Origin of the sequence: Streptomyces sp. BK208, from assembly GCF_004364245.1 — a bacterium.
Classification (GTDB): domain Bacteria; phylum Actinomycetota; class Actinomycetes; order Streptomycetales; family Streptomycetaceae; genus Streptomyces.
The window spans coordinates 43,414-66,998 of record NZ_SOAV01000015.1; the positions used below are offsets into that span (position 1 = coordinate 43,414).

A 23,585-nucleotide genomic window follows, 5' to 3' on the forward strand; every position below is an offset into this window, starting at 1 on the left:
GGTACGGGACGTCGGGCGGCCGGTCCCGGCGGCCCACGACCCCGGCACCGGCGTGCCGGGGCCGCCGGGGCCGAGCGGTGACCGCGGCCCGCTCAGTCGCCCACCGAGGCCTCCGCCGCCCGGGGTGCCTCCTCCGCGGGGCTTGCTGGGCGGTCGGGATCGACGCGGCGCCGGAAGAGGCGCATCGCCAGCGGCTCGGTGAAGCGGGCGGTGAGCGGCCCGAGGACGACCAGGATGAGCACGTACGCCGTGGCCAGCGGGCCCAGGGACGGCTCGATGCCGGCCGAGACCGCGAGGCCGGCGATGACGATCGAGAACTCGCCGCGGGCCACCAGCGCGCCGCCCGCCCGCCAGCGGCCCTTGACGGAGATCCCGGCCCGCCGTGCCGCCCAGTACCCGGTGGCGATCTTCGTCACGGCGGTCAGCAGCGCCAGCACCAGGGCCGGCAGCAGGACCGGCGGGATGCTGGCCGGGTCCGTGTGCAGCCCGAAGAAGACGAAGAAGACCGCCGCGAACAGGTCCCGCAGCGGGCTCAGCAGGGTGTGCGCCCCCTCGGCGACCTCCCCGGACAGCGCGATGCCCACCAGGAAGGCGCCCACCGCCGCCGACACCTGGAGCTGCTGGGCGACACCGGCGACCAGGATCGTCAGCCCGAGCACCACCAGGAGCAGCTTCTCGGGGTCGTCGCTGGAGACGAAGCGGGAGATGAGCCGCCCGTAGCGCACCGCGACGAAGAGCACGAGGCCCGCCGCGGCCAGCGCGATCGCCAGGGTGATGCTCCCGGTCATCAGACCGGCGCCGGCGACCAGGGCCGTGACGATCGGCAGGTACACCGCCATCGCCAGGTCCTCCAGCACCAGCACGCTCAGGATCACCGGCGTCTCGCGGTTGCCCACCCGGCCCAGGTCGCCGAGCACCTTCGCGATGACACCGGACGACGAGATCCACGTCACGCCGGCGAGGACCACGGCGGCCACCGGGCCCCAGCCCATCAGCAGGGCGGCCACCGCGCCCGGCACCGCGTTGAGCGCGCAGTCGACGAGGCCGGCCGGGTAGTGGGACTTGAGGTTGGTGACCAGGTCGCTGGCCGAGTACTCGAGGCCCAGCATCAGCAGCAGGAGGATGACACCGATCTCGGCACCGGTCGCGACGAACTCCTCGCTCGCGCCGAGCGGGAGCAGGCCGCCCTCGCCGAAGGCCAGACCGGCGAGGAGGTACAGCGGGATGGGGGAGAGGCGGTACCGGCCGGCGAACCGGCCGAGGAGCCCCAGCCCCAGGATGATGGAACCGAACTCGATCAGCAGAACCGCGGAGTGCACCGGCTCACTCCTGCCCGAGTATCGCCGCGGCGGCGTCGACGCCCTCACGGGTGCCGATGACGATCAAGGTGTCACCACCCACGAGCCGGAAGTCCGGCGCCGGCGAGGGGATCGCCTCGGCCCGCCGCAGCACCGCCACGATCGAGGCACCCGTGTCGGTCCGCATCCGGGTGTCGCCCAGCAGCCGCCCGTTCCAGCGGGAGGTGGCGGCGACCTCGATCCGCTCGGCGACCAGACCCAGATCGGTCGTGTAGAGCAGGCTCGCACTGTGGTGGGTGGGCTTCAGCGCGTCGATCAGCGCGCCCGCCTCGGGGCCGGTCATCCGCAGGGAGTGGGCGCAGGAGTCGGGGTCGTCCGACCGGTACACGTTCACCGTGCGGGCGCCGTCGCGGTGCGCCACCACCGACAGGTGGCGGTGTTCGCGGGTCACCAGGTCGTACTGGACCCCGATACCCGGGAGCGGAGTCGCCCTCAGGCGTGGAGCTGACACGTGCTTTCCCCTCACTCGTCCTGCGTCTGACGCCGTGCTTCGCCCACGTGGGTGACGTGCTCGCGGCCTCGCCATGCTGCCATCCGCACGTACGGTGGCGATATGGGTGTCGTGACGGATATACGCAGCCGGTCGCGGGCGGCGAGACTGCCCGCGGGGGTGTCGTGCGCGAAGGCCGGGAGGAGCGGAAAGAGGAACGTGTCGCTGTTCTGGCGGATCTTCTCGCTCAACGCCGCCGGCCTGGTCGTCGCCACCGCACTGCTGCTGGGACCGGTCACCGTGTCGACGCCCGTGCTGGCCGGGGAGGCCCTCGTCCTGCTGGCCGGCCTGGTGGCCCTGCTGGCCGGCAACGCGGTCGTCCTGCGCATCGGGCTCACCCCGCTGCAGCGGCTGGGCCGGGCCATGTCCACCGCGGACCTGCTGGTGCCCGGCACCCGGCCCGCGGTCTCCGGACCGGCCGAGGCGGCACAGCTGATCGCGACCTACAACACGATGCTGGACCGGCTCCAGGCCGAACGCGCCGCGGGCGCCGGCCGGGCGCTGCAGGCCCAGGAACGCGAGCGCCACCGCATCGCCCGCGAACTCCACGACGAGGTGGGCCAGACCCTCACCGCCGTCCTCCTCCAGCTCAAACGCGTCGCCGACCGGGTCCCCGGGGACCTGCGCGAGGACGTGACCCTGGCGCAGGAGGCCACCCGGGCCGGGCTCGACGAGATCCGCCGCATCGCCCGCCGCCTGCGTCCCGGCGTCCTGGAGGAACTCGGCCTGGCCAGCGCCCTGCGCTCGCTCGCCGCCGAATTCACCCACCACGGCCTGACCGTCCAGCACCACGTCCCCGGTGACCTGCCCCCGCTCGCCCCGGAGGCCGAGCTCGTGCTCTACCGGGTCGCCCAGGAGAGTCTGACCAACACCGCCCGCCACGCCGCCGCCGACCGCGCCGTCCTCACGCTGCGCCCGCTGCCGCCGGCCGAGGGCGGCGGTGTCGAACTGCTCGTCCGCGACAACGGCACCGGCCTCGGGACGGCAGCCGAGGGCGCCGGCATCCGCGGGATGCGGGAGCGGGCCCTGCTGACCGGAGCCGAGATCCACTTCGAATCCGCCCCTGGAGGGGGCACCGACGTACGCCTGCGCGTCCCCGCGCCGCCCGGGGACCGTTCCGCAGACCGAACCGGAGACAGCCCCTGATGTCAGCACGGCCCCTGATCCGCGTCCTGCTCGCCGACGACCACACCCTCGTACGCCGCGGGGTCCGCCTGATCCTCGACGGCGAACCCGACCTGACGGTGGTCGCCGAGGCCGGGGACGGTGCCGAAGCGGTCGCGGCCGCGCGGGCCACCGAGGTCGACCTGGCCGTCCTGGACGTCGCCATGCCCCGTATGACCGGCCTCCAGGCGGCCCGTGAACTCTCCCGCCGCCTGCCCGGGCTGCGCATCCTCATCCTGACCATGTACGACAACGAGCAGTACTTCTTCGAGGCCCTCAAGGCGGGCGCCTGCGGCTACGTCCTGAAATCCGTCGCCGACCGCGACCTGGTCGAGGCGTGCCGCGCCGCCGTGCGCGACGAGCCCTTCATCTACCCCGGCGCCGAGCGGGCCCTCGTCCGCTCCTACCTGGACCGTGTGCAGGGCGGTGGTGGCCTGCCCGAGCGGCCCATCACCGAGCGCGAGGAGGAGATCCTCAAGCTCGTCGCCGAGGGGCACACCTCGAAGGAGATCGGCGAGCTGCTGTTCATCAGCGCCAAGACCGTCGAACGCCACCGCGCGAACCTCCTGCAGAAACTGGGCGTACGCGACCGTCTGGAACTCACCCGCTACGCGATCCGCGCGGGGCTCATCGAGCCGTGAGCCGTGAGCCGTGAGCCGCGGGCCGTGAGCCGTGAGCCGCGCGCTCCGCGGGGAGCCCGGCGCCGCTGACGGGTCATCCGCCCCGCCCCGGGCGACGGCCGGGTGCGTACGCCCGCGGCGCCCGCCGCGTTTGCGCAGCCGCCCGGTCGGAGGGGGCGGGGCGGCCGGGCGGACGACGGGGCGGAGGTGACGGTCAGAGGCGCCCGTGCCCGCGCCCGCCGCCCGCGCCCCGCGCGCCGCCCCGGCGGTCAGCAGCCGATCGGGGAGGAGCCCACGGCCACGTCGTCGAACCAGACCGTGTCGTCGCCCGTCGCGTAGCTCTCCCAGCCCAGCCGCAGGGCGGTCGGCCGGGGTGCGGAACCGCGGGCGAGCCATTGCTGGTCGACGTCCTGGGTCGGCACCCCGTCGGCGTGCAGGCCCGGGACCTGCTCGTCGCCGAGCCAGGTGTCCAGGTCGCCCGCCGAGGTGTCGATCGCGAACCGCAGGCACTGCCAGCCGTTCGTCGGCAGCGGCCGGCTCAGCGCGACCCCGGCCGGGCTCTGTGCCGGCAGGGTGGCGTCGTCGCTCTCCCGGTTCCACTGCAGCGCGCCGTTCTGGCCGCCCACCCGCAGCGTCCGGCCGCCCTGGGCCGAGTCCGGCATCGACACGAAGGTGACGTGGGAGGTCGGCAGCGCGGTGGAGTGCCGCACCCACATGCGTACGTACATCACCGGACCGACCGCCGACAGGTCCGCGGCATGGGCGACGAAGGCGTGGTTGCAGTAACCGGCCCTGCCGTCGACCCGCAGCGACCTGCCCCCCTCGTGCGCCACCGCCGAGTCGACGGCGACCGCGCCCGTGCCCCGGCAGTCGGGTGCGGTGAACCGCCAGTCGCCGGACGGTTCCGAGCCCGCCTGGTCCTCGAAGCCCGAACAGATCACGGCGTCACCGCACTCCGCGGACGGGGGCGGAGTCGTCCCGGGCGGTGTGGTCGGCGGCGTCGTGGGCGGTGTGCCGCCGTCGTCGCCGCAGGAGACACCGTTGAGCGCGAAGTCGCTCGGCACGGGGTCGGCGGACCGCCAGGTCCCCTGCAGCCCGAACTCGGCGGTGCCGCCCGTGGACAGCGCGCCGTTCCACCCCGCGTCGACGGCGACGACGGAGGTGCCGGTCTGGGTGACCGCCGCGTTCCACGCCGACGTCACCTGCTGATCGCCGGCGTAGGTCCAGGTCAGCTTCCAGCCGCTCGCGGCGGGACCGAGGTTGATGATCTTCACCTGGGCGGTGTAGCCGCCCGCCCACGCGTTGACGGTGTAGTCGACGCGGCAGGCGGCGGCCGCCGCACCGCTCGCGGGGATCGTCACCAGGACCGACACCACCAGCGCGGCGGCGGCCACCGCCGCGGTCCAGGGCCGGCGCAGTAATCGCAGCACTCGGGTGAGCACAGGGTGCCTCCAGGGAGGGAAACGGAACAGGGGACCGGTAGAGTGGGAGCGCTCCCATGCATCACACCGAGGGTGACGGTGTACTGTCAAGATGCGGGGCGGCGTTCACCACGATCGCGACCGCCTACCCTTGTTGCCATGAGCAGCATCGACCGGAGCCAGTCAGTGGGCGGCACGCGCACGTACGAAGTACGCACCTACGGGTGCCAGATGAACGTCCACGACTCCGAGCGATTGTCCGGTCTGCTGGAGGACGCGGGTTACGTCCGCGCCCCCGAGAGCGCCGACGGCGACGCCGACGTCGTCGTCTTCAACACCTGCGCCGTACGGGAGAACGCCGACAACAAGCTGTACGGCAACCTCGGTCACCTCGCCCCGAAGAAGGCGAGCCGCCCCGGCATGCAGATCGCGGTCGGCGGCTGCCTGGCGCAGAAGGACCGCGACACCATCGTGAAGCGGGCCCCCTGGGTGGACGTCGTCTTCGGCACCCACAACATCGGCAAGCTCCCGGTGCTGCTGGAGCGCGCCCGCGTGCAGGAGGAGGCGCAGGTCGAGATCGCCGAGTCCCTGGAGGCGTTCCCGTCCACCCTCCCCACCCGGCGCGAGAGCGCGTACGCGGCGTGGGTCTCCATCTCCGTCGGCTGCAACAACACGTGCACCTTCTGCATCGTCCCCGCCCTGCGCGGCAAGGAGAAGGACCGTCGTCCCGGTGACATCCTCGCCGAGGTCGAGGCCCTGGTCGCCGAGGGCGTCAGCGAGATCACCCTGCTCGGCCAGAACGTCAACGCCTACGGCTCCGACATCGGCGACCGCGAGGCGTTCAGCAAGCTGCTGCGGGCCTGCGGGACCATCGACGGGCTGGAGCGCGTCCGCTTCACCTCCCCGCACCCGCGCGACTTCACCGACGACGTCATCGCCGCCATGGCCGAGACGCCGAACGCGATGCCGCAGCTGCACATGCCGCTCCAGTCCGGCTCCGACCCGGTGCTCAAGGCGATGCGCCGCTCCTACCGGCAGGAGCGCTACCTGGGGATCATCGAGAAGGTGCGGGCGGCCATCCCGCACGCGGCGATCACCACCGACATCATCGTGGGCTTCCCCGGGGAGACCGAGGAGGACTTCGAGCAGACCCTGCACGTGGTGCGCGAGGCCCGCTTCGCCCAGGCGTACACCTTCCAGTACTCCAAGCGGCCCGGGACCCCGGCCGCCGAGATGGACGGCCAGATCCCCAAGGCGGTTGTCCAGGAGCGCTACGAGCGCCTGGTCGCCCTCCAGGAGGAGATCTCCTGGGAGGAGAACAAGAAGCAGGTCGGGCGCACCCTGGAGCTGATGGTCGCCGAGGGGGAGGGCCGCAAGGACGGCGCCACGCACCGGCTCTCCGGCCGCGCCCCCGACAACCGCCTGGTGCACTTCACCAAGCCGGAGCAGGAGGTCCGTCCCGGCGACGTGGTGACGGTCGAGATCACCTACGCCGCTCCGCACCACCTCCTCGCCGAGGGCGCGGTGCTCGATGTGCGCCGCACGCGCGCGGGGGACGCCTGGGAGAAGCGCAACACGGCCGAGCAGGCCAAGCCGGCGGGCGTCCTGCTGGGCCTGCCGAAGATCGGCGTGCCCGAGCCCATGCCGGCGGTGGCGAGCGGCTGCGGCTGCGACTGACCGCGGGGGGCGCCGCCGGGGGACGGCGGTACGGGGTTACGCTGCCGATCATGCTTGTCGCCGCCGCCGTCTGCCCCTGCCCGCCGCTCCTCGTACCCGAGGTCGCCGCGGGTGCCGCGCCCGAACTGGACGCCGCACGCGCCGCGTGCACGGACGCGCTGGGCGTGCTCGCCGCGTCCCGTCCCGACCGGCTCGTGGTCGTCGGCCCCGCGGACTCCGCCGGACCCGAGGCCTACCCGCCGGGCGCGCGGGGCTCCTTCCGCGGTTTCGGCGTGGACGTGGACGTTTCCCTGGGCGCCGCCGACGGCGACGATGAGCGGGGGACGCATCTGCCCTACGGGCTCGCCGTGGGCGCCTGGCTGCTCGAACGGACGGCGTGGGCCGACGCCCCCGTGGACGCCGTGGGTGTGGGGGAGACGCTGCCCGCCGAGCGCTGTGCGGCCGTCGGCCGGGAGTTCGCCGCGCGAGCCGGGCGGACGGCGCTGCTGGTGCTGGGCGACGCCAGTGCGTGCCGCACGGTCAAGGCGCCCGGGTACCTCGACGAGCGGGCGGCGCCCTTCGACGCGGCGGTGGGGCGTGCCCTGGGGGCGGCGGACCGGGCCGCCCTGGCCGCGCTGGACGTGGCACTGTCGCGTGAGCTCAAGGTGTCCGGCCGGGCTCCCTGGCAGGTCCTCGCGGGCGCGGCCGAGCACGCGGACCTCACCGGCACGCTGCTCTACGAGGACGCCCCGTACGGGGTGGGATACGTCGTGGCCGCCTGGTCGTAGCGGCCGGGCGGCGTGATCCCGGCGACCGCGCAGCCGATCCCGGCGGCCGGGTGGCGGCCCGCCCGGCGCCCGCGGACGGCCCGGAGCGGATCACCCGATCCGGCTCCGTGCCGTCCGACGACGTGCCGAGTCAGGAAGCCGGAGGCGGTCCGGCCGGAGGAGGGCCACCGGGCGTGCCGCCAGGCGTGCCACCGGGCGCTCCGCCAGGCGTGCCGCCGCCTCCTTCCCTGCCCTCGTCGTCCTTGTGGGCGAGGCGGTCCATGGCGCCCTTTGCCTTGCCGGTGCCCGTCTGGATCCGGTCGCTGTACTTGCCCTTGGTCCGCTCGTCGACGGTCCGCGCCATCTTGTCGATACCGCGGTCGATCTTGTCGCCGTGCTGCTGTGCGAGGTCGGAGACCTTGCCCTTCGCCGGTTCGAGTCTGGCCTTCAAGTTGTCCAGGAGACCCATGGTTCGCCTTCCCTCACGGGGCAGTCAGGTGCGGGCGCCCTTGTCGGCCTCGTTGTCGACGGCCTCTTCCGCGGACTGCTGCTTGGGGATGCCGACGCTCTCCGGGTCGCCGCCCTCGGTGGCGGAACCCGCGGCCTCGCCGGCCTCCGCCGTGTCCCGGGAGCCGGTGTCGACCGTCTCCGCGGCCTCGGTTTCGGCCGTGCCGGCCTCCGCCGCGCCCTCGGTGTCCGGGGTGTCGGTCCGCGCCTCGGCGGCCGACACCTCCTCGGTGCCCTTCGACCTCCGAAGAAGCCGTGCAAAAACGCCCATATCAACTCCATACGTTACTCGTGCGGGCGAAATCCCGCGGCGTCCGGTGCGTCCGTTTGCGTGGCCGGGGCCATGACCCGGTGGTCCGGGGAGCGGGAACCTCGCAACGGGCAACGACCCCCGCCGCGGAGCGTCACGTAACTCGTTCGAGGGCCGGGTGAGAGGTTTGCGAGACTGGTGCGGTGAGCAGCGCACCTTCCGCACCCCGCGTCATCGCCGTAGTCGGACCCACCGCGGCCGGAAAGTCCGATCTGGGCGTCTTCCTGGCCGAGCGGCTCGGCGGCGAGGTCGTCAACGCCGACTCCATGCAGCTCTACCGTGGGATGGACATCGGCACCGCCAAGCTGACGCCCGAGGAGCGCGGCGGCGTCCCGCACCATCTGCTGGACATCTGGGACGTGACCGTCACGGCGTCCGTCGCCGAGTACCAGCGCCTCGCGCGGGAGCGCATCGACGCCCTGCTCGCCCAGGGGCGCTGGCCGGTCCTCGTCGGCGGCTCCGGCCTCTACGTCCGCGGGGCCGTCGACAACCTGGAGTTCCCCGGCACCGACCCCGAGGTCAGGGCCCGGTTGGAGGACGAACTCGAACGGCACGGTCCCGGCGCGCTGCACGCCCGCCTGGCCGCCGCCGACCCGGAGGCGGGGCGGGCCATCCTCCCCAGCAACGGACGCCGGATCGTGCGCGCCCTCGAGGTGATCGAGATCACCGGCCGGCCCTTCACCGCCAACCTCCCCGGTCACGACTCCGTCTACGACACCGTGCAGATCGGCGTCGACGTCGCCCGCCCGGAACTGGACGAGCGCATCGCCCTGCGGGTCGACCGGATGTGGGAGGCCGGACTGGTCGAAGAAGTGCGGGCACTGGAGGCGCAGGGGCTGCGCGAGGGGCGTACGGCGTCCCGTGCGCTCGGCTACCAGCAGGTCCTCGCGGCGCTGGCCGGCGAGTGCACCCTGGACGAGGCGCGCGCCGAGACCGTCCGTGCCACCAAACGCTTCGCGCGCCGCCAGGATTCGTGGTTCAGGCGCGACCCACGGGTGCACTGGCTGAGTGGGGGCGTGGCGGACCGCACGGAACTTCCGCGGCTCGCTCTGTCGTTGGTCGAACGACCGGTTACAGCCTGATCACGTGATGGCATCGGGACGCCCCGCCCGTCATCCGGGCCTCCGGTGGCGTGCCATCATCGAGCTTCGATCGACCGAGTGAGTCCTAGTTGGGAGGGCGCGTGGCGATGGAGGCCGGCCCTCGCGACACCGCACCGAGCACCGAGCACGGCACCGCCGACCGCGGCGGACCGGACCCGGAGGACGGTTCCCTCAGCTCCGACGGGCCCGACGCGACGCCGGACGGTGTCGCAGCGGACGGGCCCGAGCCCGAGGAGATGTACGGGGACGAGGTCGAGGTCGAGCTGCGTCCCCAGCGCCGGCTGCGCATCTGGCAGCTCGCGCCCATCGTGTGCCTGGCCGCGCTCGGCTCCCTGATGTTCGCCTTCCCGCTCGCCTTCGACTTCGGCGACAGCGGCGCCGTGATCGCGATGCTGGGCCTGCTGATCTGCTCCTGCGCGGCCGGCTGGGGCATGATGGCCGCCCGCCGGGTCGGTTACACGTGGCCGGGCCTGCCGCAGCGCGGGTCGGGGCGTCGCCCCGACTGGCGGACGGTCCTGGTGTACGTGATCGCGGTCGCCGCGGTCGTCGTGCTGGCCGTGTGGCGGGTCGCCCGCCTGCGGGGCTGACGGAGCGCCCCGGTGACCTCCGGGTCCACGCCCTTCCCGCCTCCGCCCCCCGTCGGCACCGTGCGCCCACCCCGTACGATCGAGGAATGAGCACGCGGATCGCCTTCCTCAAGGGACACGGCACCGAGAACGACTTCGTGATCGTTCCCGACCCGGACAACGCCCTCGACCTGAGCCCCGCCGCCGTCGCCGTCCTGTGCGACCGCCGCGCGGGTGTCGGCGGGGACGGACTGCTGCACGTGGTGCGGTCCGAGGCGCACCCCGAGGCCAGGGACATGGCCCCGGAGGCGGAGTGGTTCATGGACTACCGCAACGGCGACGGCTCGGTCGCGGAGATGTGCGGCAACGGCGTGCGGGTCTTCGCGCGCTACCTCCAGCACGCCGGGCACGTCGCGGAGGGCGACCTCGCCATCGCCACACGCGGCGGCGTGAAGCGCGTGCACATCGCCAAGCCGGTCTCCGGCAGCTCCGCGCCGGGTGACGTCACCGTCGGGATGGGACGCGCGCGGCTCCCCGAAGGCGAGGTCGAGGTGAGCGTGGGCGAGCGCACCTGGCCCGCGCGGAACGTGAACATGGGCAACCCGCACGCGGTCGCCTTCGTCGCCGACCTGGCCCACGCGGGCCACCTCTACAGTCCGCCGCCGTACGAGCCCGCCGACGTCTACCCCGACGGGGTCAACGTCGAGTTCGTGGTCGACCGGGGCCCGCGTCACGTCGCGATGCGCGTGCACGAGCGCGGCTCCGGTGAGACCCGCTCCTGCGGTACCGGCGCGTGCGCCGTCGCCGTGGCCACCGCCCGCCGGGACGGCGCCGACCCGGCGGTCACCGGCACCCCGGCCACCTACACCGTCGACGTGCCCGGCGGCACCCTGGTGATCACCGAGCACCCCGACGGCGAGATCGAGATGACGGGACCCGCCGTGATCGTCGCGGAGGGCGAGTTCGACTCCGCCTGGCTGGAGGGGGTGCTCGGCTGCATCACGACCCGGTGAGCACGGCCGCGGTGAACCACAGCCCGGTCCAAGACACTCAGTGCGAAAACGTAAACCCTCGGACCATCGCTCGAATGGGTGATCCGTTTCACGCTCGGCGAGAGGCGGTCGGCCGCACGTGATGGGCTCGATAGCATCAAGCACCGGCCCGGACGGGGGACCGACACCATCCCCTGAGCCGTGTCCGCCCTGGGATTCCCCGTCCGCCGGTCCGCGCAGCCGGAGGTGCCCATGAACGCGGAGGCCGTGAACCCAGCGACCCCGGGCCCTGTGCCGCCCGCGGCCACCGGTGCCGTCGCGCCGGCACCCCGCAGGAAGGCCCGCCCCCGGATCGACCTGCGCCGGCTCGGCCGCGCCGCCCTGCTCGGCGCCACCACCCGCAGCCGGGGCCTGCCCGACGCCATCGGCCACGTCGTCGAGGCCCACCGCGCCCACCACCCCGACGCCGACCTCGACCCGCTGCGCCGCGCCTACGTACTGGCGGAGTCCTCGCACCGCGGCCAGATGCGCAAGAGCGGCGAGCCGTACATCACCCACCCCCTCGCCGTCACCCTGATCCTCGCCGAACTCGGCGCGGAGACCACCACGCTGACCGCCTCGCTCCTCCACGACACCGTCGAGGACACCGACGTGACGCTCGACCAGGTCGGCGAGGAGTTCGGCGCCGAGGTCCGCTACCTCGTCGACGGCGTCACCAAGCTGGAGAAGGTCGACTACGGGGCCGCCGCCGAACCCGAGACCTTCCGGAAGATGCTCCTCGCCACCGGCAACGACGTCCGGGTGATGTCGATCAAACTCGCCGACCGGCTGCACAACATGCGCACCCTCGGCGTCATGCGCCGCGAGAAACAGGAACGCATCGCCAAGGTCACCCGCGACGTCCTCATCCCGCTCGCCGAACGGCTCGGCGTCCAGGCGCTCAAGTCCGAGCTGGAGGACCTCGTCTTCGCGGTCATGCACCCCGAGGAGTACGCGCACACGCGGGAGCTGGTCCAGGAGAACGCCGCCCGCGCGGACGACCCGCTCACCGCCGTCGCCGACGAGGTACGGGGAGTGCTGCGCGAGGCCGACATCCAGGCCGAGATCCTGATCCGCCCCCGGCACTACGTCTCCGTGCACCGTGTCTCCCGCAAGCGCGGCACGCTCCGCGGCGCGGACTTCGGCCGCCTCCTGGTGCTCGTGCAGGAGGACGCCGACTGCTACGCCGTCCTCGGTGAACTGCACACCTGTATGACCCCCGTCGTCTCGGAGTTCAAGGACTTCATCGCCGTCCCCAAGTTCAACCTGTACCAGTCGCTGCACACGGCGGTGGCCCGCGCGCAGGACGGCCAGGTCGTCGAGGTCCTCATCCGCACCCACCAGATGCACAAGGTCGCCGAGGCCGGCGTCGTCGCGCTCGGCAACCCGTACGCCCAGCCGTCCGAGGAGCAGAGCGCGGGCGACGGCGAGCGCGCCGACCCGACCCGCCCCGGCTGGCTGTCCCGGCTGCTCGACTGGCAGCGCGGCGCCCCCGACCCCGACACCTTCTGGTCTACCCTCCGCGAGGACCTCGCCCAGGACCGCGAGATCACCGTCTTCCGCCCCGACGGCGGCACCCTCGGCCTCCCCGAGGGCGCGACGTGCGTCGACGCCGCATACGCCCAGTACGGCGAGGACGCGCACGCGACCATGGGCGCGCGGGTCAACGGCCGGCTGGCGACCATGAGCACGGTGCTGCGGGACGGCGACACCGTGCAGCTGCTGATGGGACAGGACCCCGCCTCCGAGCCCTCCAGGGAGTGGCTGGAGCACGCCCACACCCCCGCCGCGCGGATCGCCATCCAGCGCCGGCTGGCGGCCTCCCCGCAACCGGCGCCCGAAGCGGCGGAGCCGGCCCGCGGCGCCGCCGCACCCGACGCCCACCCCGACGCCCCGCGTCCGGCCGCCGACGCTCCGCCCGTGCGCCCCGCCTCCGCCGACGTGCTCGTCGACCCGCCGGGCGCGACGGTGCGGCTGGCGGGCTGCTGCACCCCCGTACCGCCGGACGAGATCACCGGATTCGCCGTGCGCGGCGGAGTGGTGACCGTGCACCGCGCCCAGTGCGCCGTGGTGGCGCGCATGAAGAGCACCGGACGCGCGGAGGTAGGGGTGCGCTGGGGCGAGAGCACCGGGTGCCGGGTGACCCTGCTCGCCGAATCGTTCGGCCGCCCGCACCTGCTGGCCGACCTCACCGAGGCCATGGCCCTCGAAGGCGCCGAGATCGTCTCCGCGACCGTCGAACCCCCGGACCGCCAGCGGGTCCGGCACAGCTACACCGTCGTGCTCCCGGACGCGGCCCGGCTGCCCGCCCTCATGCGGGCCATGCGCGACGTGGCCGGCGTGTACGACGTCAGCCGCGCCCAGCCGCAGCCGACCGGCGCCTGACCCGGCGCGCCGCACCGAACCCGTTCGGGTGCCCCGGGCGCGCGCCGTCGTCGCGGGACACGCGCGCGCTGATAGCGGTGAGGGATGCTGCACTCCCCTCACCTCCCGCCGCCACGCCCCCGCGCACGCCCCCGGCGGCTCAGAGCCGCGGCGCTGCTCGCCTGCGCCGTCTCCGTCTGCCTGGTCGCGGCGAGCGCCCCGCCGGCCCCGCTTGGGCTCGGCGACCGCCTCTTCCCGCACCTGGGCAACCCCGGCTACGACGTGGCGGCGTACGACCTTTCCTTCACCTACTCCGGCGACAACGGCAAGCCGCTGAAGGCCGTCACCACCATCGACGCCCGCACAACGACCGACCTGGACCGGATCAACCTCGACTTCGCCCACGGCAAGGTCGACTCCGTCGAGGTCGACGGCGACCCCGCGGGCTTCACCGCGGCCGGCGAGGACCTCGTCGTCACGCCGGAGGACGCGCTGGACGAGGGCGAGTGGACGCGGATCACGGTGCGGCACAGCAGCGACCCCGTGTATCCCGAGGACCGCCAGGGCGGCTGGGTGCGCACCGCCGACGGCCTCGCCATGGCCAACCAGGCCGACGTCGCCCACCTGGTCTTCCCCTGCAACGACCACCCCTCCGACAAGGCGCGGTTCACCTTCCGCATCACGGCCCCCGACGGGCTCACGGCCGTCGCGAACGGCCTGCCGACGGACGTGGAGCGGGAGGCCGGAGCGACCACCTGGACCTACCGGAGAGGGCACCCCATGGCCACCGAACTGGCCCAGGTGTCCATCGGCCGTTCCACGGTCCTGCACCGCGCGGGACCGCACGGGCTCCCCGTCCGGGACGTCGTGCCGACCCAGCACCGCGCGGCGCTCGAACCGTGGCTGGAGAAGACCCCCGGACAGATCGCGTGGATGGAGGAGAAGGTCGGCCGCTACCCCTTCGAGACGTACGGCCTGCTCATGGCCGACGCCACCACCGGCTTCGAACTCGAGACGCAGACGCTCTCCCTCTTCGAGCGGGAGCTGTTCACCGAGCCCGCCTACCCCCGGTGGTACGTCGAGTCGATCATGGTCCACGAACTTTCCCACCAGTGGTTCGGTGACAGCGTCGCCCCGGCCACCTGGTCCGACCTGTGGCTCAACGAGGGACACGCCACCTGGTACGAGGCGCTGTACGCGGAGGAGACCGCCGACAAGCCTTTGGCGACCCGCATGAAGGCCGCCTACGGCGCCTCCGACCGCTGGCGCACGGCGGGCGGCCCGCCCGCCGCCCCCAAGCCGCCGAAGAACGGCAGCAAGACCGGCATCTTCCGCTCCAACGTGTACGACGGCGCCGCGCTCGTGCTCTACGCGCTGCGCCAGGAGATCGGCCGGCCCGCCTTCGAAGGTCTCGAACGCGCGTGGGTCGCCCGGCACCGGGACGGCACGGCCACGACCGCCGACTTCGTCCGGCTCGCATCCGAGACCGCCGGCCGCGATCTGGGCGCGTTCTTCCAGGCCTGGCTGTACGGCGAGAAGACCCCGCCGATGCCCGGCCACCCGGACTGGAAGCAGACCCCCGCCACCAAGAACGCCTCGAAGACCCCCGCGAAGCACTCCGCCAAGGCCCCCGCCAAGGGTTCGCACCAGGCGCACGGGGAATAAGCCGGTGACGAGACGGCCCGTGCCGTGCGACCATCTTCGGGACGGCGCGGTACGGGCCACGGGAATCTCCCCGGCGGCCCGCACGTTGTACAGGATGTCGCGGCGGATGTGCCGCGCCCACCGTTTCCCGGCTACGTAAGGATCCAATGACCTCCTCTTCTTCCCCCTCCCAGGACACCAAGCGTCTCGCGCAGACCTATCCCGAGGGCCTTCGGGCCGATGCCCTGATGGAAGAGGACGTCGCCCGGAACCGAGAGAACGACTCGCAGTGGGACGGTGAGCAGTTCGACCGCTCCGACCGCGCGGCCCTGCGCCGTGTGGTGGGGCTCTCAACCGAGCTCGAGGACGTCACCGAGGTCGAGTACCGCCAGCTCCGTCTGGAGCGGGTCGTGCTCGTCGGCGTGTGGACCTCGGGCACCGTGCAGGACGCGGAGAACTCGCTGGCCGAGCTGGCGGCCCTCGCCGAGACGGCGGGCGCGCTCGTGCTCGACGGTGTCGTCCAGCGGCGGGACAAGCCCGACGCCGCCACCTACATCGGCTCCGGCAAGGCCGAGGAGCTGCGGGACGTCGTCCTCGACACGGGCGCGGACACCGTCATCTGCGACGGTGAGCTGAGCCCGGGGCAGCTGATCCACCTCGAGGACGTCGTCAAGGTCAAGGTCATCGACCGCACCGCCCTGATCCTGGACATCTTCGCCCAGCACGCCAAGTCCCGAGAGGGCAAGGCGCAGGTGGCGCTCGCGCAGATGCAGTACATGCTGCCGAGGCTGCGCGGCTGGGGTCAGTCGCTGTCCCGGCAGATGGGCGGTGGCAAGGGCGGCGGCCTCGCCACCCGTGGTCCCGGTGAGACCAAGATCGAGACGGACCGGCGCCGGATCCGCGAGAAGATGGCGAAGATGCGCCGTGAGATCGCGGAGATGAAGACCGGCCGCGAGATCAAGCGCCAGGAGCGCAAGCGTCACAAGGTGCCCTCCGTCGCCATCGCGGGCTACACCAACGCCGGCAAGTCCTCGCTGCTCAACCGCCTCACCGGCGCGGGCGTGCTGGTGGAGAACGCGCTGTTCGCCACCCTCGACCCGACGGTGCGCCGCGCGGAGACGCCGAGCGGCCGCCTGTACACCCTCGCGGACACCGTCGGCTTCGTCCGGCACCTGCCGCACCACCTGGTCGAGGCGTTCCGCTCCACGATGGAGGAGGTCGGCGACTCCGACCTGATCCTGCACGTGGTGGACGGATCGCACCCGGCCCCGGAGGAGCAGCTGGCCGCCGTTCGCGAGGTGATCAGGGACGTCGGCGCCACCGCCGTACCCGAGATCGTCGTGGTCAACAAGGCCGACATGGCCGACCCGCTGGTGCTCCAGCGGCTGCTGCGGGTCGAGAAGCGGTCCATCGCGGTCTCGGCGCGCACCGGTCAGAACATCGACCAGCTCCTCGCGCTGATCGACAACGAGCTGCCGCGTCCCTCGGTCGAGATCGAGGCGCTCGTGCCGTACACCCAGGGCAAGCTGGTCGCCCGCGCCCACGACGAGGGCGAGGTGATCTCCGAGGAGCACACCCCGGAGGGCACCCTGCTCAAGGTGCGGGTGCACGAGGAGCTGGCGGCGGAGCTCACGCCGTACGTTCCGGCACCGCTCGCCTGAGCCCCCGGCCGCCCCGCGCGGCCGTGAAGCACGACCGAGGGCCCGTCCCCTGCCGCGGCAGGGGACGGGCCCTCGGTCGTCACCTGCGGCTCACTGACCGCCGTAGGTCCTGCTCATGTTCTGGTACATCGCCTCGGCCGACCGGCCCAGCTGCGGCCCCGCCAGCCAGGTGTTCTCCAGCGGGCCGATCGAGGTGTTCGAGACCAGCCTGGTCTCGCCGTCCACCACCCGGAACCAGCCACCGCCCGACGAGCCACCGGTCATGGTGCAGCCGATGCGGTACATCGTCGGCAGCGACGGGCTCAGCGACAGCCGGCCGGGCCGGTCGACGCACTTGAACATCTCCAGGCCGTTGTACGGCGCCGCCGCCGGGTAGCCCCAGGCGCCCATGCTGGACACCTCCGTCGCCGACGGAGCGGAGAAGTCCACCGCCAGGGCGGCACCGACCGTCTCCTCCAGCGACTTGCTGCCCTGTTCGGGCTTCACGTGCAGCACCGAGTAGTCGTACGCGGCCCCGTCGCCGCCGCTCTCCGAACCGCCCCGGATCCACTGGTCCGAGGTCGACGCCCAGTCGGCCCACCAGGTGCCGTACGGAGCCATCTCGGTGGTCGTCGCGTCCGCCAGCTCCGCCTCGGACTTGCCGTAGTCGTTGTACGACGGGACGAAGGCGATGTTGCGGTACCAGCCGCCGCTGCCGCCGGCGTGCACGCAGTGGCCCGCCGTCCACACCATGTTGGACTTGCCCGGGTGGTTCACGTCCTTGATCACGGTGCCTGAGCAGACCATCGAGCCCTCGGGGGAGTCGAAGAAGACCTTGCCCACCGGAGCGGCGTTCTCGTGGTACGGCTTCTTCTCGGCGACGGCCTCGACGGGTGCCGGCTCGGGATCGGTGGCGCCCTGGTCGGCGGCCGCGTCCTTGGTGGTGACGGTCTTGTCGGCCTCCTCGGCGGACTTCATCCGGTCCGGCTTCCACAGGCCCTCGATCACCGGGTTGACGAAGTCCTCGGCCTCACTGAGCCAGGCGTCCCTGTCCCAGTTCTTCCAGCCGCCGTCCTTCCACTGCTCGACGTCGATGCCGTGCTTCTTGAGCCGGTCCGCCAGGCCGGTCGGCAGGCCGCCCTTTCCGCTGCCGGCGTCGCCCGTGCCGGCGGCCTGGGAGGTACCACCGCCCGGCTCGGCGTCGGCTTCGTCGTCCTCCGGCCCGCCGCAGGCGGTAGCGGTGAGCGCCAGTGCGGCGACCAGGCAGGCGGCGGTGAGTGCGGTACGCCGGCCGCGCCGTGGCGCGGCGGACACAGATGTGGAACGCATGGTGCGAGGACCCCCGTCGGAACGCGTGAGTGTCGATGAACGTATGGGTGATTGCCTGTGGCCCCAGGAAGCCTGCGCAGGGCCGACGACGACCCTGTGAGGCGTGCGCAGGGCCGATGACCTGATGGAACGTGCGCGGGAACGTCACGGGGCGCGCGGCGGGGTGCCGGCCTCAGGCTTGACGCACCCCGCCGTCCGTACTGCTCAGCGCAGGCGTTGCGTGGTCACTGGCCGGCGAACTTGTCGCTCACCGAGTCGAACACGCCCTTGGCCTCCTCGCCGAGGCGCGGGCCGGCCAGCCATCCGGCCGTGATCGGGCCGATCGAGGTGTTGGAGACCAGCGCGGGCTTGCCGTCGGAACCGGCGGCGACCCAGCCACCGCCGGACGAACCCCCGGTCATGGTGCAGCCGACGCGGTACATCGTCGGGTCGGTGGCGCTGATCGACAGCCGCCCGGGCTTGTCCTGGCACTGGAACAGCTTCTGACCGTCGTACGGCGGCGCGGCCGGATAACCGGTCGCCTTCATGCTCTTGACGTCCGGCACGGCGGGCGCGTCGAAGTCCACCGGCAGCGCCGCGCCGACCGTCTCCTCCAGCGACTTGCCGTCGCCGCCCTTCTCCGGCGTCACATGGATCACGGCGAAGTCGTACGGGGCGCCGTCACCGCCGGTCGCACCGCCCTGCTCGATCCACTGGTCCGAGGTCTGCGCCCAGTCGCCCCACCACACGCCGTACGGAGCGAGTTCCTCCTTGGTGGCCTTCTCCAGCTCCTCGATCGATTCGTTCGCGTCGTTGTACGACGGCACGAAGGCGATGTTGCGGTACCAGCCGCCGCTCTTGCCGGCGTGCACGCAGTGACCGGCCGTCCAGACCATGTTGGACTTGCCGGGGTGGGCCGGGTCCTTCACGACCGTCGCCGAGCAGACCATCGAGCCCTTGGGGGAGTCGAAGAGGAGCTTGCCCGCGGTGGCGGCGTTGTCGTGGTACTTGGCCGGGACGGCCTCGGCCTCGACGGGGGCGGGCTCCGGATCGGTGACGCCCTGGTCGCCGGAGATGTCGTTCTCCTCGACCCCCTGGTCCGGCTCCTCGGCTTCCCGCATCCGGTCCGGGTTCCACAGACCCTCGATGATCGGGTTGACGAAGTCCTGCGCCTCGCGCAGCCAGTCGTCCTTGTTCCAGTTCTTCCAGGCGCCGTTCTTCCAGTCGTCGACGTCGATCCCGTGTTCCTTGAGCTTGTCCTTGACGTGCTCCGGGATCCGGATACCGCCGTTGCCGTCGTCTGCGGCGGCGGACGCCGAGGCCGAGGCGTCGGCGCCCGCCTCGGGGTCGCCGTCCTCGCACGCCGTGGCGGTGAGCGCGAGCGCCGAGACGAGCGCCACGGCGGCGGCCGCGGAGGAGGCTCCGCGCCTTCCGCGTCCGCGCGTGGTGAACGACGGCCGTATGGATCGCATGGTGGTGACTCCCCCTGATGTGAACGAACGTGATGCCGCGACCGGTCGCCGGACGACGGCGACTTCGGGAACGGCACCACACACTATGCGGTCGCTGTGGGGGACTTCCGACGGAACGGCAACGGTTCGGACACAGCCGCCTGACCTGGCACGCGGCGTCAGCCGGACCGGAAGGCCGGACCGCGTGGCAGCGGCGGGCCGCAAGGTCCCCGGCCCGGCAACGATCTTCGGACAGGCCGTAACCCGGCGAACGGTCCGCGGTTGGTAGCGGTGGGGGGCCCGCTGTCCGGACGCGGCCCCCCGGCCCGGGAGTGCCCGGCACGCCGCACCGCGTCCGGGCAGCGGGAGGGCGACAAGACGTGGCGGGGTCCCCGTACGGGAACTGTGGTGCGGCCGGAGGCGGGAACGCCGGGCCGGCCGGGGTGAGGGCAGCCGGGCGGGCGCGTACGGCATGGGTGCACACGGGGCGGGAGGGCGCTGGGCAAGCCGGCGCCTCGACCGCGACGGAGGGCGCTTCGAGGCGTCAGCCGGGGCGTGAACCGGCCGCCCGCACCTACCCGCGGGCGCTCCCGGTCGTACCGGTCCGGGCGCGGGGACTCACCATCGAGGGCGCCGACGGCCGCCGTTACCTGGACTGCGTCTCCGGCGCGGGCACGCTGGCCCTCGGCCACAACCACCCCGTGGTCCTGCAGGCGATCCGCGCGGTCCTCGACTCGGGCGCCCCCCTGCACGTCATGGGCCTCACCACGCCGGTCGAGGACGCCTTCGTCACCGAGCTGCTGCGGACGCTGCCGCCCGGACTCGCCGACCACGCGCGCGTGCGGTTCTGCGGCCCGGCCGGCGCCGACCCGGTCACCATCGCCACCGCACTGGTCCGCGCCGCCACCGGACGGACCCGGGTGGTGGCCGCCGGAGACCACGCGTCACTCCCCGACCTGGGGGAGACGGCCCAGCACCTGCCCGCGGGTCTCCTCCTGGACCCGGTACGCAGCGAGGCCGGGGTGTTCCCGGCACCGGACGCCCTGGTACGGCGTCTGCGCGCCCGCACGGCCGAACGGGCCGTCCCGCTCATCGTCGACGAGACCGAGACGGGGGTCGGCCGGACCGGCGCCTACTGGGCGTTCGAGCACAGCGGGGTCACGCCCGACGTGCTGGTCCTCGCGAAGGCGATCGGCGGCAGCCTGCCGCTGGCCGCGGTGGTCCACCGCGACGACCTGGGTGACGGGGGAGGCGTGAACACTGCGGACGGCACGGACAGTGCGGACGGCACCGGACGGCCGCGAGCCGGTGCGCCGCCCGGGGCCGGTGCCTTCCGCGGCAATCAACTGGCCCTCGCCGCGGGCGCGGCCACCCTCGCCCACGTCCGCGAACACCGCCTCGCCGAACACGCCGCCGAGCTGGGCGGCCGCACGCTCACCCGACTGCGCGCGCTCGCCGGGGAGTTCGCGTGCCTCGGGGATGTACGCGGCCGGGGCCTGCTGGCCGGTATCGAGCTGGTGGCACCGGACGGCGCGCCCGAAGGCCCCGCGGACCGTGCCCGCCCCGCCTCTCCTGCCGAACTGGCCGCCGCCGTCCGGCAGGAGTGCCTGCGCCGCGGGCTGATCGTGGACGTCACGGGAGCGCACGCCAACGTCGTACGCCTGCTGCCGCCGCTCATCGTCACCGAGGAGCAGATGTCGGCCGTGCTGGACCGACTCGCGGACGCCGTACAGGCGGTGGACCGCCGGCGCGACGGTGGGGCTGCCGCCTCGCCCGGGGAGCACACCCCGCGATGAGGCCCCCCGTCCGGAGACACCACCCGCCAGGAGAACCCGCGTTGCCCACCGACTCCGCACCCGAACCGCAGGTCTCCACGGCCGCGTTCACGCCCGAACCGCCGGTCTTCACGGCCGCGTTCACGCCCGGGACGCCGGTTGCTCCGGTGCGTCCGGCCGGTCCGGCGTCCGTCGCTCTCCCGGACGCCGGGCGCCTGCCCTCCCCGGAGCCCGCCGTCCCGACGGACGCGGCGCCCGGCACCTCGTCGGGGTCCGCCACCGTCCCGGCCGTGGTCAGGACGGCGGGTGCGGGGGCGGGCACCGCCTTTGGTGTGGACCCCGACCGGGATGTGGACGCGCGGGCAACTTCGGGGGAGAGACGGGGAGCCGATGCCGGAGTGGGAGCAGGAGGCGGCCTCGGGCCGACCCCAGGGACGGGCGCCCCGTCCGAAGCCGAGCCCCGGTCGGTCGCGCCTGGACGTTTCCCCGGGCCGCGGCAGCCGGGGGCCGGTTCCCCCTCGCACGGGGCCGGGCCCGGGGCTCTCCTCGACCCCTACGCCGCCGCCCAGGCCACGGCCACGGAGAACCTCCTCCGCTGCTGGGCCAGGGAGACCGACGCGTCCGCCCCCGGCAACGGCATCCTCCACCTCCCGCTCCCGGCCTCCGGCACGGCCCTCGTCGTCCCCGTCCACTACTGGTCCCCGACCGGAGGTCACCGTTTCGGCGCCCCGCGGCTGAGCGGTGCCCCCGTCTCGGCACCTCCCGTGGACGCGGTCACGCTGGCCGCGCTGCTCGCTCGGGAGACGGTCGGCGCCCCGGAACCCGAGGGGCTCGACCTCGTCGCGCGCGTCGCCGACTCCGTCCGCCGCACCGCCGTGTTCCTCCGGGACCGCGCGGAACGGCCCGCGCCCGACCCCGGCGCTCGCCGCGACGGTGCGGGAGACGGCGACGGGCCCGACCTCTTCCTCGCCGCCGAACAGGCGCTTCTGCTCGGGCACCCGCTGCACCCCGCCCCGAAGAGCCGTGCCGGTCTCACCGATGCCGAGGCACGCAGGTACTCCCCGGAGCTGCGCGGCGCCTTCCCCCTGCACTGGCTGGCCGTCGCCCCCTCCGTACTCGCCGCCGACTCCGCCTGGACCGAGCGCGGGCGCCCCGTCACCGCGTCCGTGCTCACCGCGCGCCTCGCCGCGGACGGCCCGGCGCCCCCGCACGGGTACGCCCTTCTGCCCCTGCACCCCTGGCAGTTCCGCGCGGTGCTGCACCGGCCTGAGACGGCCGCACTGCTGGACACCGGCCTGCTCCGGGACCTCGGCGCGCACGGCCCGGCGTGGCACCCCACGTCCTCCGTGCGCACCGTGCACCGCAGCGGCGCTCCCGCCATGCTCAAGCTCTCGCTGGCCCTGCACATCACCAACTCCCGCCGGGAGAACCTCCGCAAGGAACTCCACCGCGGTGTCGAGGTGCACCGTCTGCTGCGCCGGGGGCTGTCCCGCCGGTGGCGGGCGGCCCACCCGGACTTCGACATCGTCCGCGACCCCGCCTGGCTCGCCGTCGACGCACCGGACGGCACGCCCGTGCGAGGGCTCGACGTGGTCGTCCGGCACAACCCGTTCCGGCCCTCCGACGACGTCTCCTGCGTGGCCTCGCTCGTCGCACCGCAGCCGCACCCCGGGCCGTCGGGGGCCGGGACCGCGGAGGACGGCGTGTGCGGGCGGGGGACGTCCGGGCACGGCGGGTGCGGGCATGCCGCGTCGGGCTTCCCCGCACGGTCCCGGCTGGCCGGGATCCTCACCCGGCTCGCCGGGCGGACCGGCCGACCGCGCGGAGCCGTCGCCGTCGAGTGGTTCCTGCGCTACCTCCACCACGTCGTACGCCCCGTCCTGTGGCTGGACGCCCGTGCGGGGATCGCGCTGGAGGCGCACCAGCAGAACACGCTTGTGCTGCTGGACGCGGAAGGCTGGCCCGCCGGTGGCCGCTACCGCGACAACCAGGGCTACTACTTCCGCGCCTCCCGGCGCGCGGAACTCGACGCCCGGCTGCCCGGCATCGGAGAGCACAGCGACACGTTCGTGGCCGACGACGTCACCGACGAGCGCTTCGCCTACTACCTCGCCGTCAACAACGTGTTCGGCCTCATCGGTGCCTTCGGCTCCCAGTCCCTCGCCGACGAGAGGACGTTGCTGGCGGCCTTCCGCCGCTTCCTCGTCGAGCAGGCCGCGAGCGCCGCGGCACCCGCGAGCCCGCTCCCCGCCCACCTCCTCGACTCGCCGGTGCTGCGCTGCAAGGCGAACCTGCTCACCCGGCTGCACGGCCTCGACGAACTCGTCGGCCCGGTGGACACCCAGTCCGTCTACGTCACCATCGCCAACCCCCTGCACGCCTGAGCGGGCCGCCCTGCCGAAGGAGCGAC

At 73.5% G+C, this 23,585-nt stretch carries 19 protein-coding genes; 12 read left to right on the forward strand and 7 right to left on the reverse strand.

The genetic code is table 11. From position 1 onward, the window contains the following. Window positions 1–92 precede the first annotated feature (92 nt). Together EV562_RS30595 and EV562_RS30600 are read right to left on the reverse strand one after the other, a co-directional pair. The gene (locus tag EV562_RS30595) at window positions 93–1,319 is read right to left on the reverse strand and encodes a cation:proton antiporter (RefSeq protein ID WP_133890100.1); all 1,227 of its coding nucleotides are present in this window, start codon (window positions 1,317–1,319) and stop codon (window positions 93–95) included. Window positions 1,320–1,323: 4 nt separating this feature from the next. Then, window positions 1,324–1,809 (reverse strand): TrkA C-terminal domain-containing protein, encoded by a 486-nt coding sequence (locus EV562_RS30600; protein ID WP_133890101.1) that lies wholly within the window; start codon window positions 1,807–1,809, stop codon window positions 1,324–1,326. Between the two features lie 102 nt (window positions 1,810–1,911). Between EV562_RS30600 and EV562_RS30605 the strand changes: the two genes are divergently transcribed. Next, window positions 1,912–2,994 (forward strand): HAMP domain-containing sensor histidine kinase, encoded by a 1,083-nt coding sequence (locus EV562_RS30605; RefSeq protein WP_133890102.1) that lies wholly within the window; start codon window positions 1,912–1,914, stop codon window positions 2,992–2,994. Next, window positions 2,994–3,653, forward strand: a complete 660-nt coding sequence (locus tag EV562_RS30610; RefSeq protein ID WP_133890103.1) for a response regulator transcription factor — start codon at window positions 2,994–2,996, stop codon at window positions 3,651–3,653. Before EV562_RS30605 ends, EV562_RS30610 begins: the two co-directional genes overlap by 1 nt. 248 nt (window positions 3,654–3,901) lie before the next feature. Here the strand turns inward: EV562_RS30610 and EV562_RS30615 are convergent, their stop codons facing one another. Next, window positions 3,902–5,074, reverse strand: coding sequence for a cellulose-binding domain-containing protein (locus tag EV562_RS30615; protein WP_133890104.1), 1,173 nt, complete (start codon window positions 5,072–5,074; stop codon window positions 3,902–3,904). Window positions 5,075–5,212: 138 nt separating this feature from the next. Between EV562_RS30615 and miaB the strand changes: the two genes are divergently transcribed. Both miaB and EV562_RS30625 read left to right on the forward strand, forming a co-directional pair. After that, complete coding sequence (miaB, locus tag EV562_RS30620) at window positions 5,213–6,730, forward strand: tRNA (N6-isopentenyl adenosine(37)-C2)-methylthiotransferase MiaB (protein ID WP_133890105.1); 1,518 nt, start codon at window positions 5,213–5,215, stop codon at window positions 6,728–6,730. Window positions 6,731–6,780: 50 nt separating this feature from the next. Beyond that, window positions 6,781–7,497, forward strand: a complete 717-nt coding sequence (locus EV562_RS30625) for a class III extradiol dioxygenase subunit B-like domain-containing protein (protein WP_133890106.1) — start codon at window positions 6,781–6,783, stop codon at window positions 7,495–7,497. Window positions 7,498–7,627: 130 nt separating this feature from the next. Here EV562_RS30625 and EV562_RS30630 read toward each other — a convergent pair whose 3' ends face one another. Further along, the gene (locus EV562_RS30630) at window positions 7,628–7,945 is read right to left on the reverse strand and encodes an antitoxin (RefSeq protein ID WP_133890107.1); all 318 of its coding nucleotides are present in this window, start codon (window positions 7,943–7,945) and stop codon (window positions 7,628–7,630) included. Window positions 7,946–7,969: 24 nt separating this feature from the next. After that, the gene (locus EV562_RS30635; RefSeq protein ID WP_133890108.1) at window positions 7,970–8,254 is read right to left on the reverse strand and encodes a hypothetical protein; all 285 of its coding nucleotides are present in this window, start codon (window positions 8,252–8,254) and stop codon (window positions 7,970–7,972) included. Between the two features lie 182 nt (window positions 8,255–8,436). Between EV562_RS30635 and miaA the strand changes: the two genes are divergently transcribed. The 6 genes from miaA (at window position 8,437) to hflX (ending at window position 16,662) form a co-directional block, all read left to right on the forward strand. After that, a complete protein-coding gene (gene miaA / locus EV562_RS30640; RefSeq protein ID WP_133890109.1) occupies window positions 8,437–9,375 on the forward strand; it encodes a tRNA (adenosine(37)-N6)-dimethylallyltransferase MiaA in 939 nt (312 codons plus the stop codon). A 107-nt stretch (window positions 9,376–9,482) separates the two neighbouring features. Further along, window positions 9,483–9,983, forward strand: coding sequence for a hypothetical protein (locus tag EV562_RS30645; RefSeq protein ID WP_166662082.1), 501 nt, complete (start codon window positions 9,483–9,485; stop codon window positions 9,981–9,983). Between the two features lie 86 nt (window positions 9,984–10,069). Then, window positions 10,070–10,975, forward strand: a complete 906-nt coding sequence (gene dapF, locus EV562_RS30650) for a diaminopimelate epimerase (protein WP_133890111.1) — start codon at window positions 10,070–10,072, stop codon at window positions 10,973–10,975. A 231-nt stretch (window positions 10,976–11,206) separates the two neighbouring features. Next, on the forward strand, window positions 11,207–13,378 hold the full coding sequence (locus EV562_RS30655; protein ID WP_133890211.1) for an HD domain-containing protein: 2,172 nt from the start codon (window positions 11,207–11,209) through the stop codon (window positions 13,376–13,378). 84 nt (window positions 13,379–13,462) lie between these two features. After that, entirely contained in the window at window positions 13,463–15,022 is a 1,560-nt protein-coding gene (locus tag EV562_RS30660) for a M1 family metallopeptidase (RefSeq protein ID WP_243860266.1), read from the forward strand. Between the two features lie 146 nt (window positions 15,023–15,168). After that, complete coding sequence (gene hflX, locus EV562_RS30665; protein ID WP_133890112.1) at window positions 15,169–16,662, forward strand: GTPase HflX; 1,494 nt, start codon at window positions 15,169–15,171, stop codon at window positions 16,660–16,662. A 90-nt stretch (window positions 16,663–16,752) separates the two neighbouring features. Here the strand turns inward: hflX and EV562_RS30670 are convergent, their stop codons facing one another. Together EV562_RS30670 and EV562_RS30675 are read right to left on the reverse strand one after the other, a co-directional pair. Beyond that, window positions 16,753–17,970, reverse strand: a complete 1,218-nt coding sequence (locus tag EV562_RS30670) for a hypothetical protein (protein WP_133890113.1) — start codon at window positions 17,968–17,970, stop codon at window positions 16,753–16,755. Window positions 17,971–18,194: 224 nt separating this feature from the next. Further along, window positions 18,195–19,421 carry a hypothetical protein gene (locus tag EV562_RS30675; protein WP_133890114.1) on the reverse strand — a complete coding sequence of 409 codons (1,227 nt, stop codon included), beginning with the start codon at window positions 19,419–19,421 and terminating at the stop codon, window positions 18,195–18,197. A 455-nt stretch (window positions 19,422–19,876) separates the two neighbouring features. Here EV562_RS30675 and EV562_RS30680 point away from each other — a divergent pair, with 455 nt between their 5' ends. Then, entirely contained in the window at window positions 19,877–21,196 is a 1,320-nt protein-coding gene (locus tag EV562_RS30680; RefSeq protein WP_243860267.1) for an aminotransferase class III-fold pyridoxal phosphate-dependent enzyme, read from the forward strand. Between the two features lie 377 nt (window positions 21,197–21,573). After that, window positions 21,574–23,559: an IucA/IucC family protein gene (locus EV562_RS30685; protein WP_133890116.1), complete on the forward strand. Its 1,986-nt coding sequence runs from the start codon at window positions 21,574–21,576 to the stop codon at window positions 23,557–23,559. Window positions 23,560–23,585: the final 26 nt, after the last annotated feature.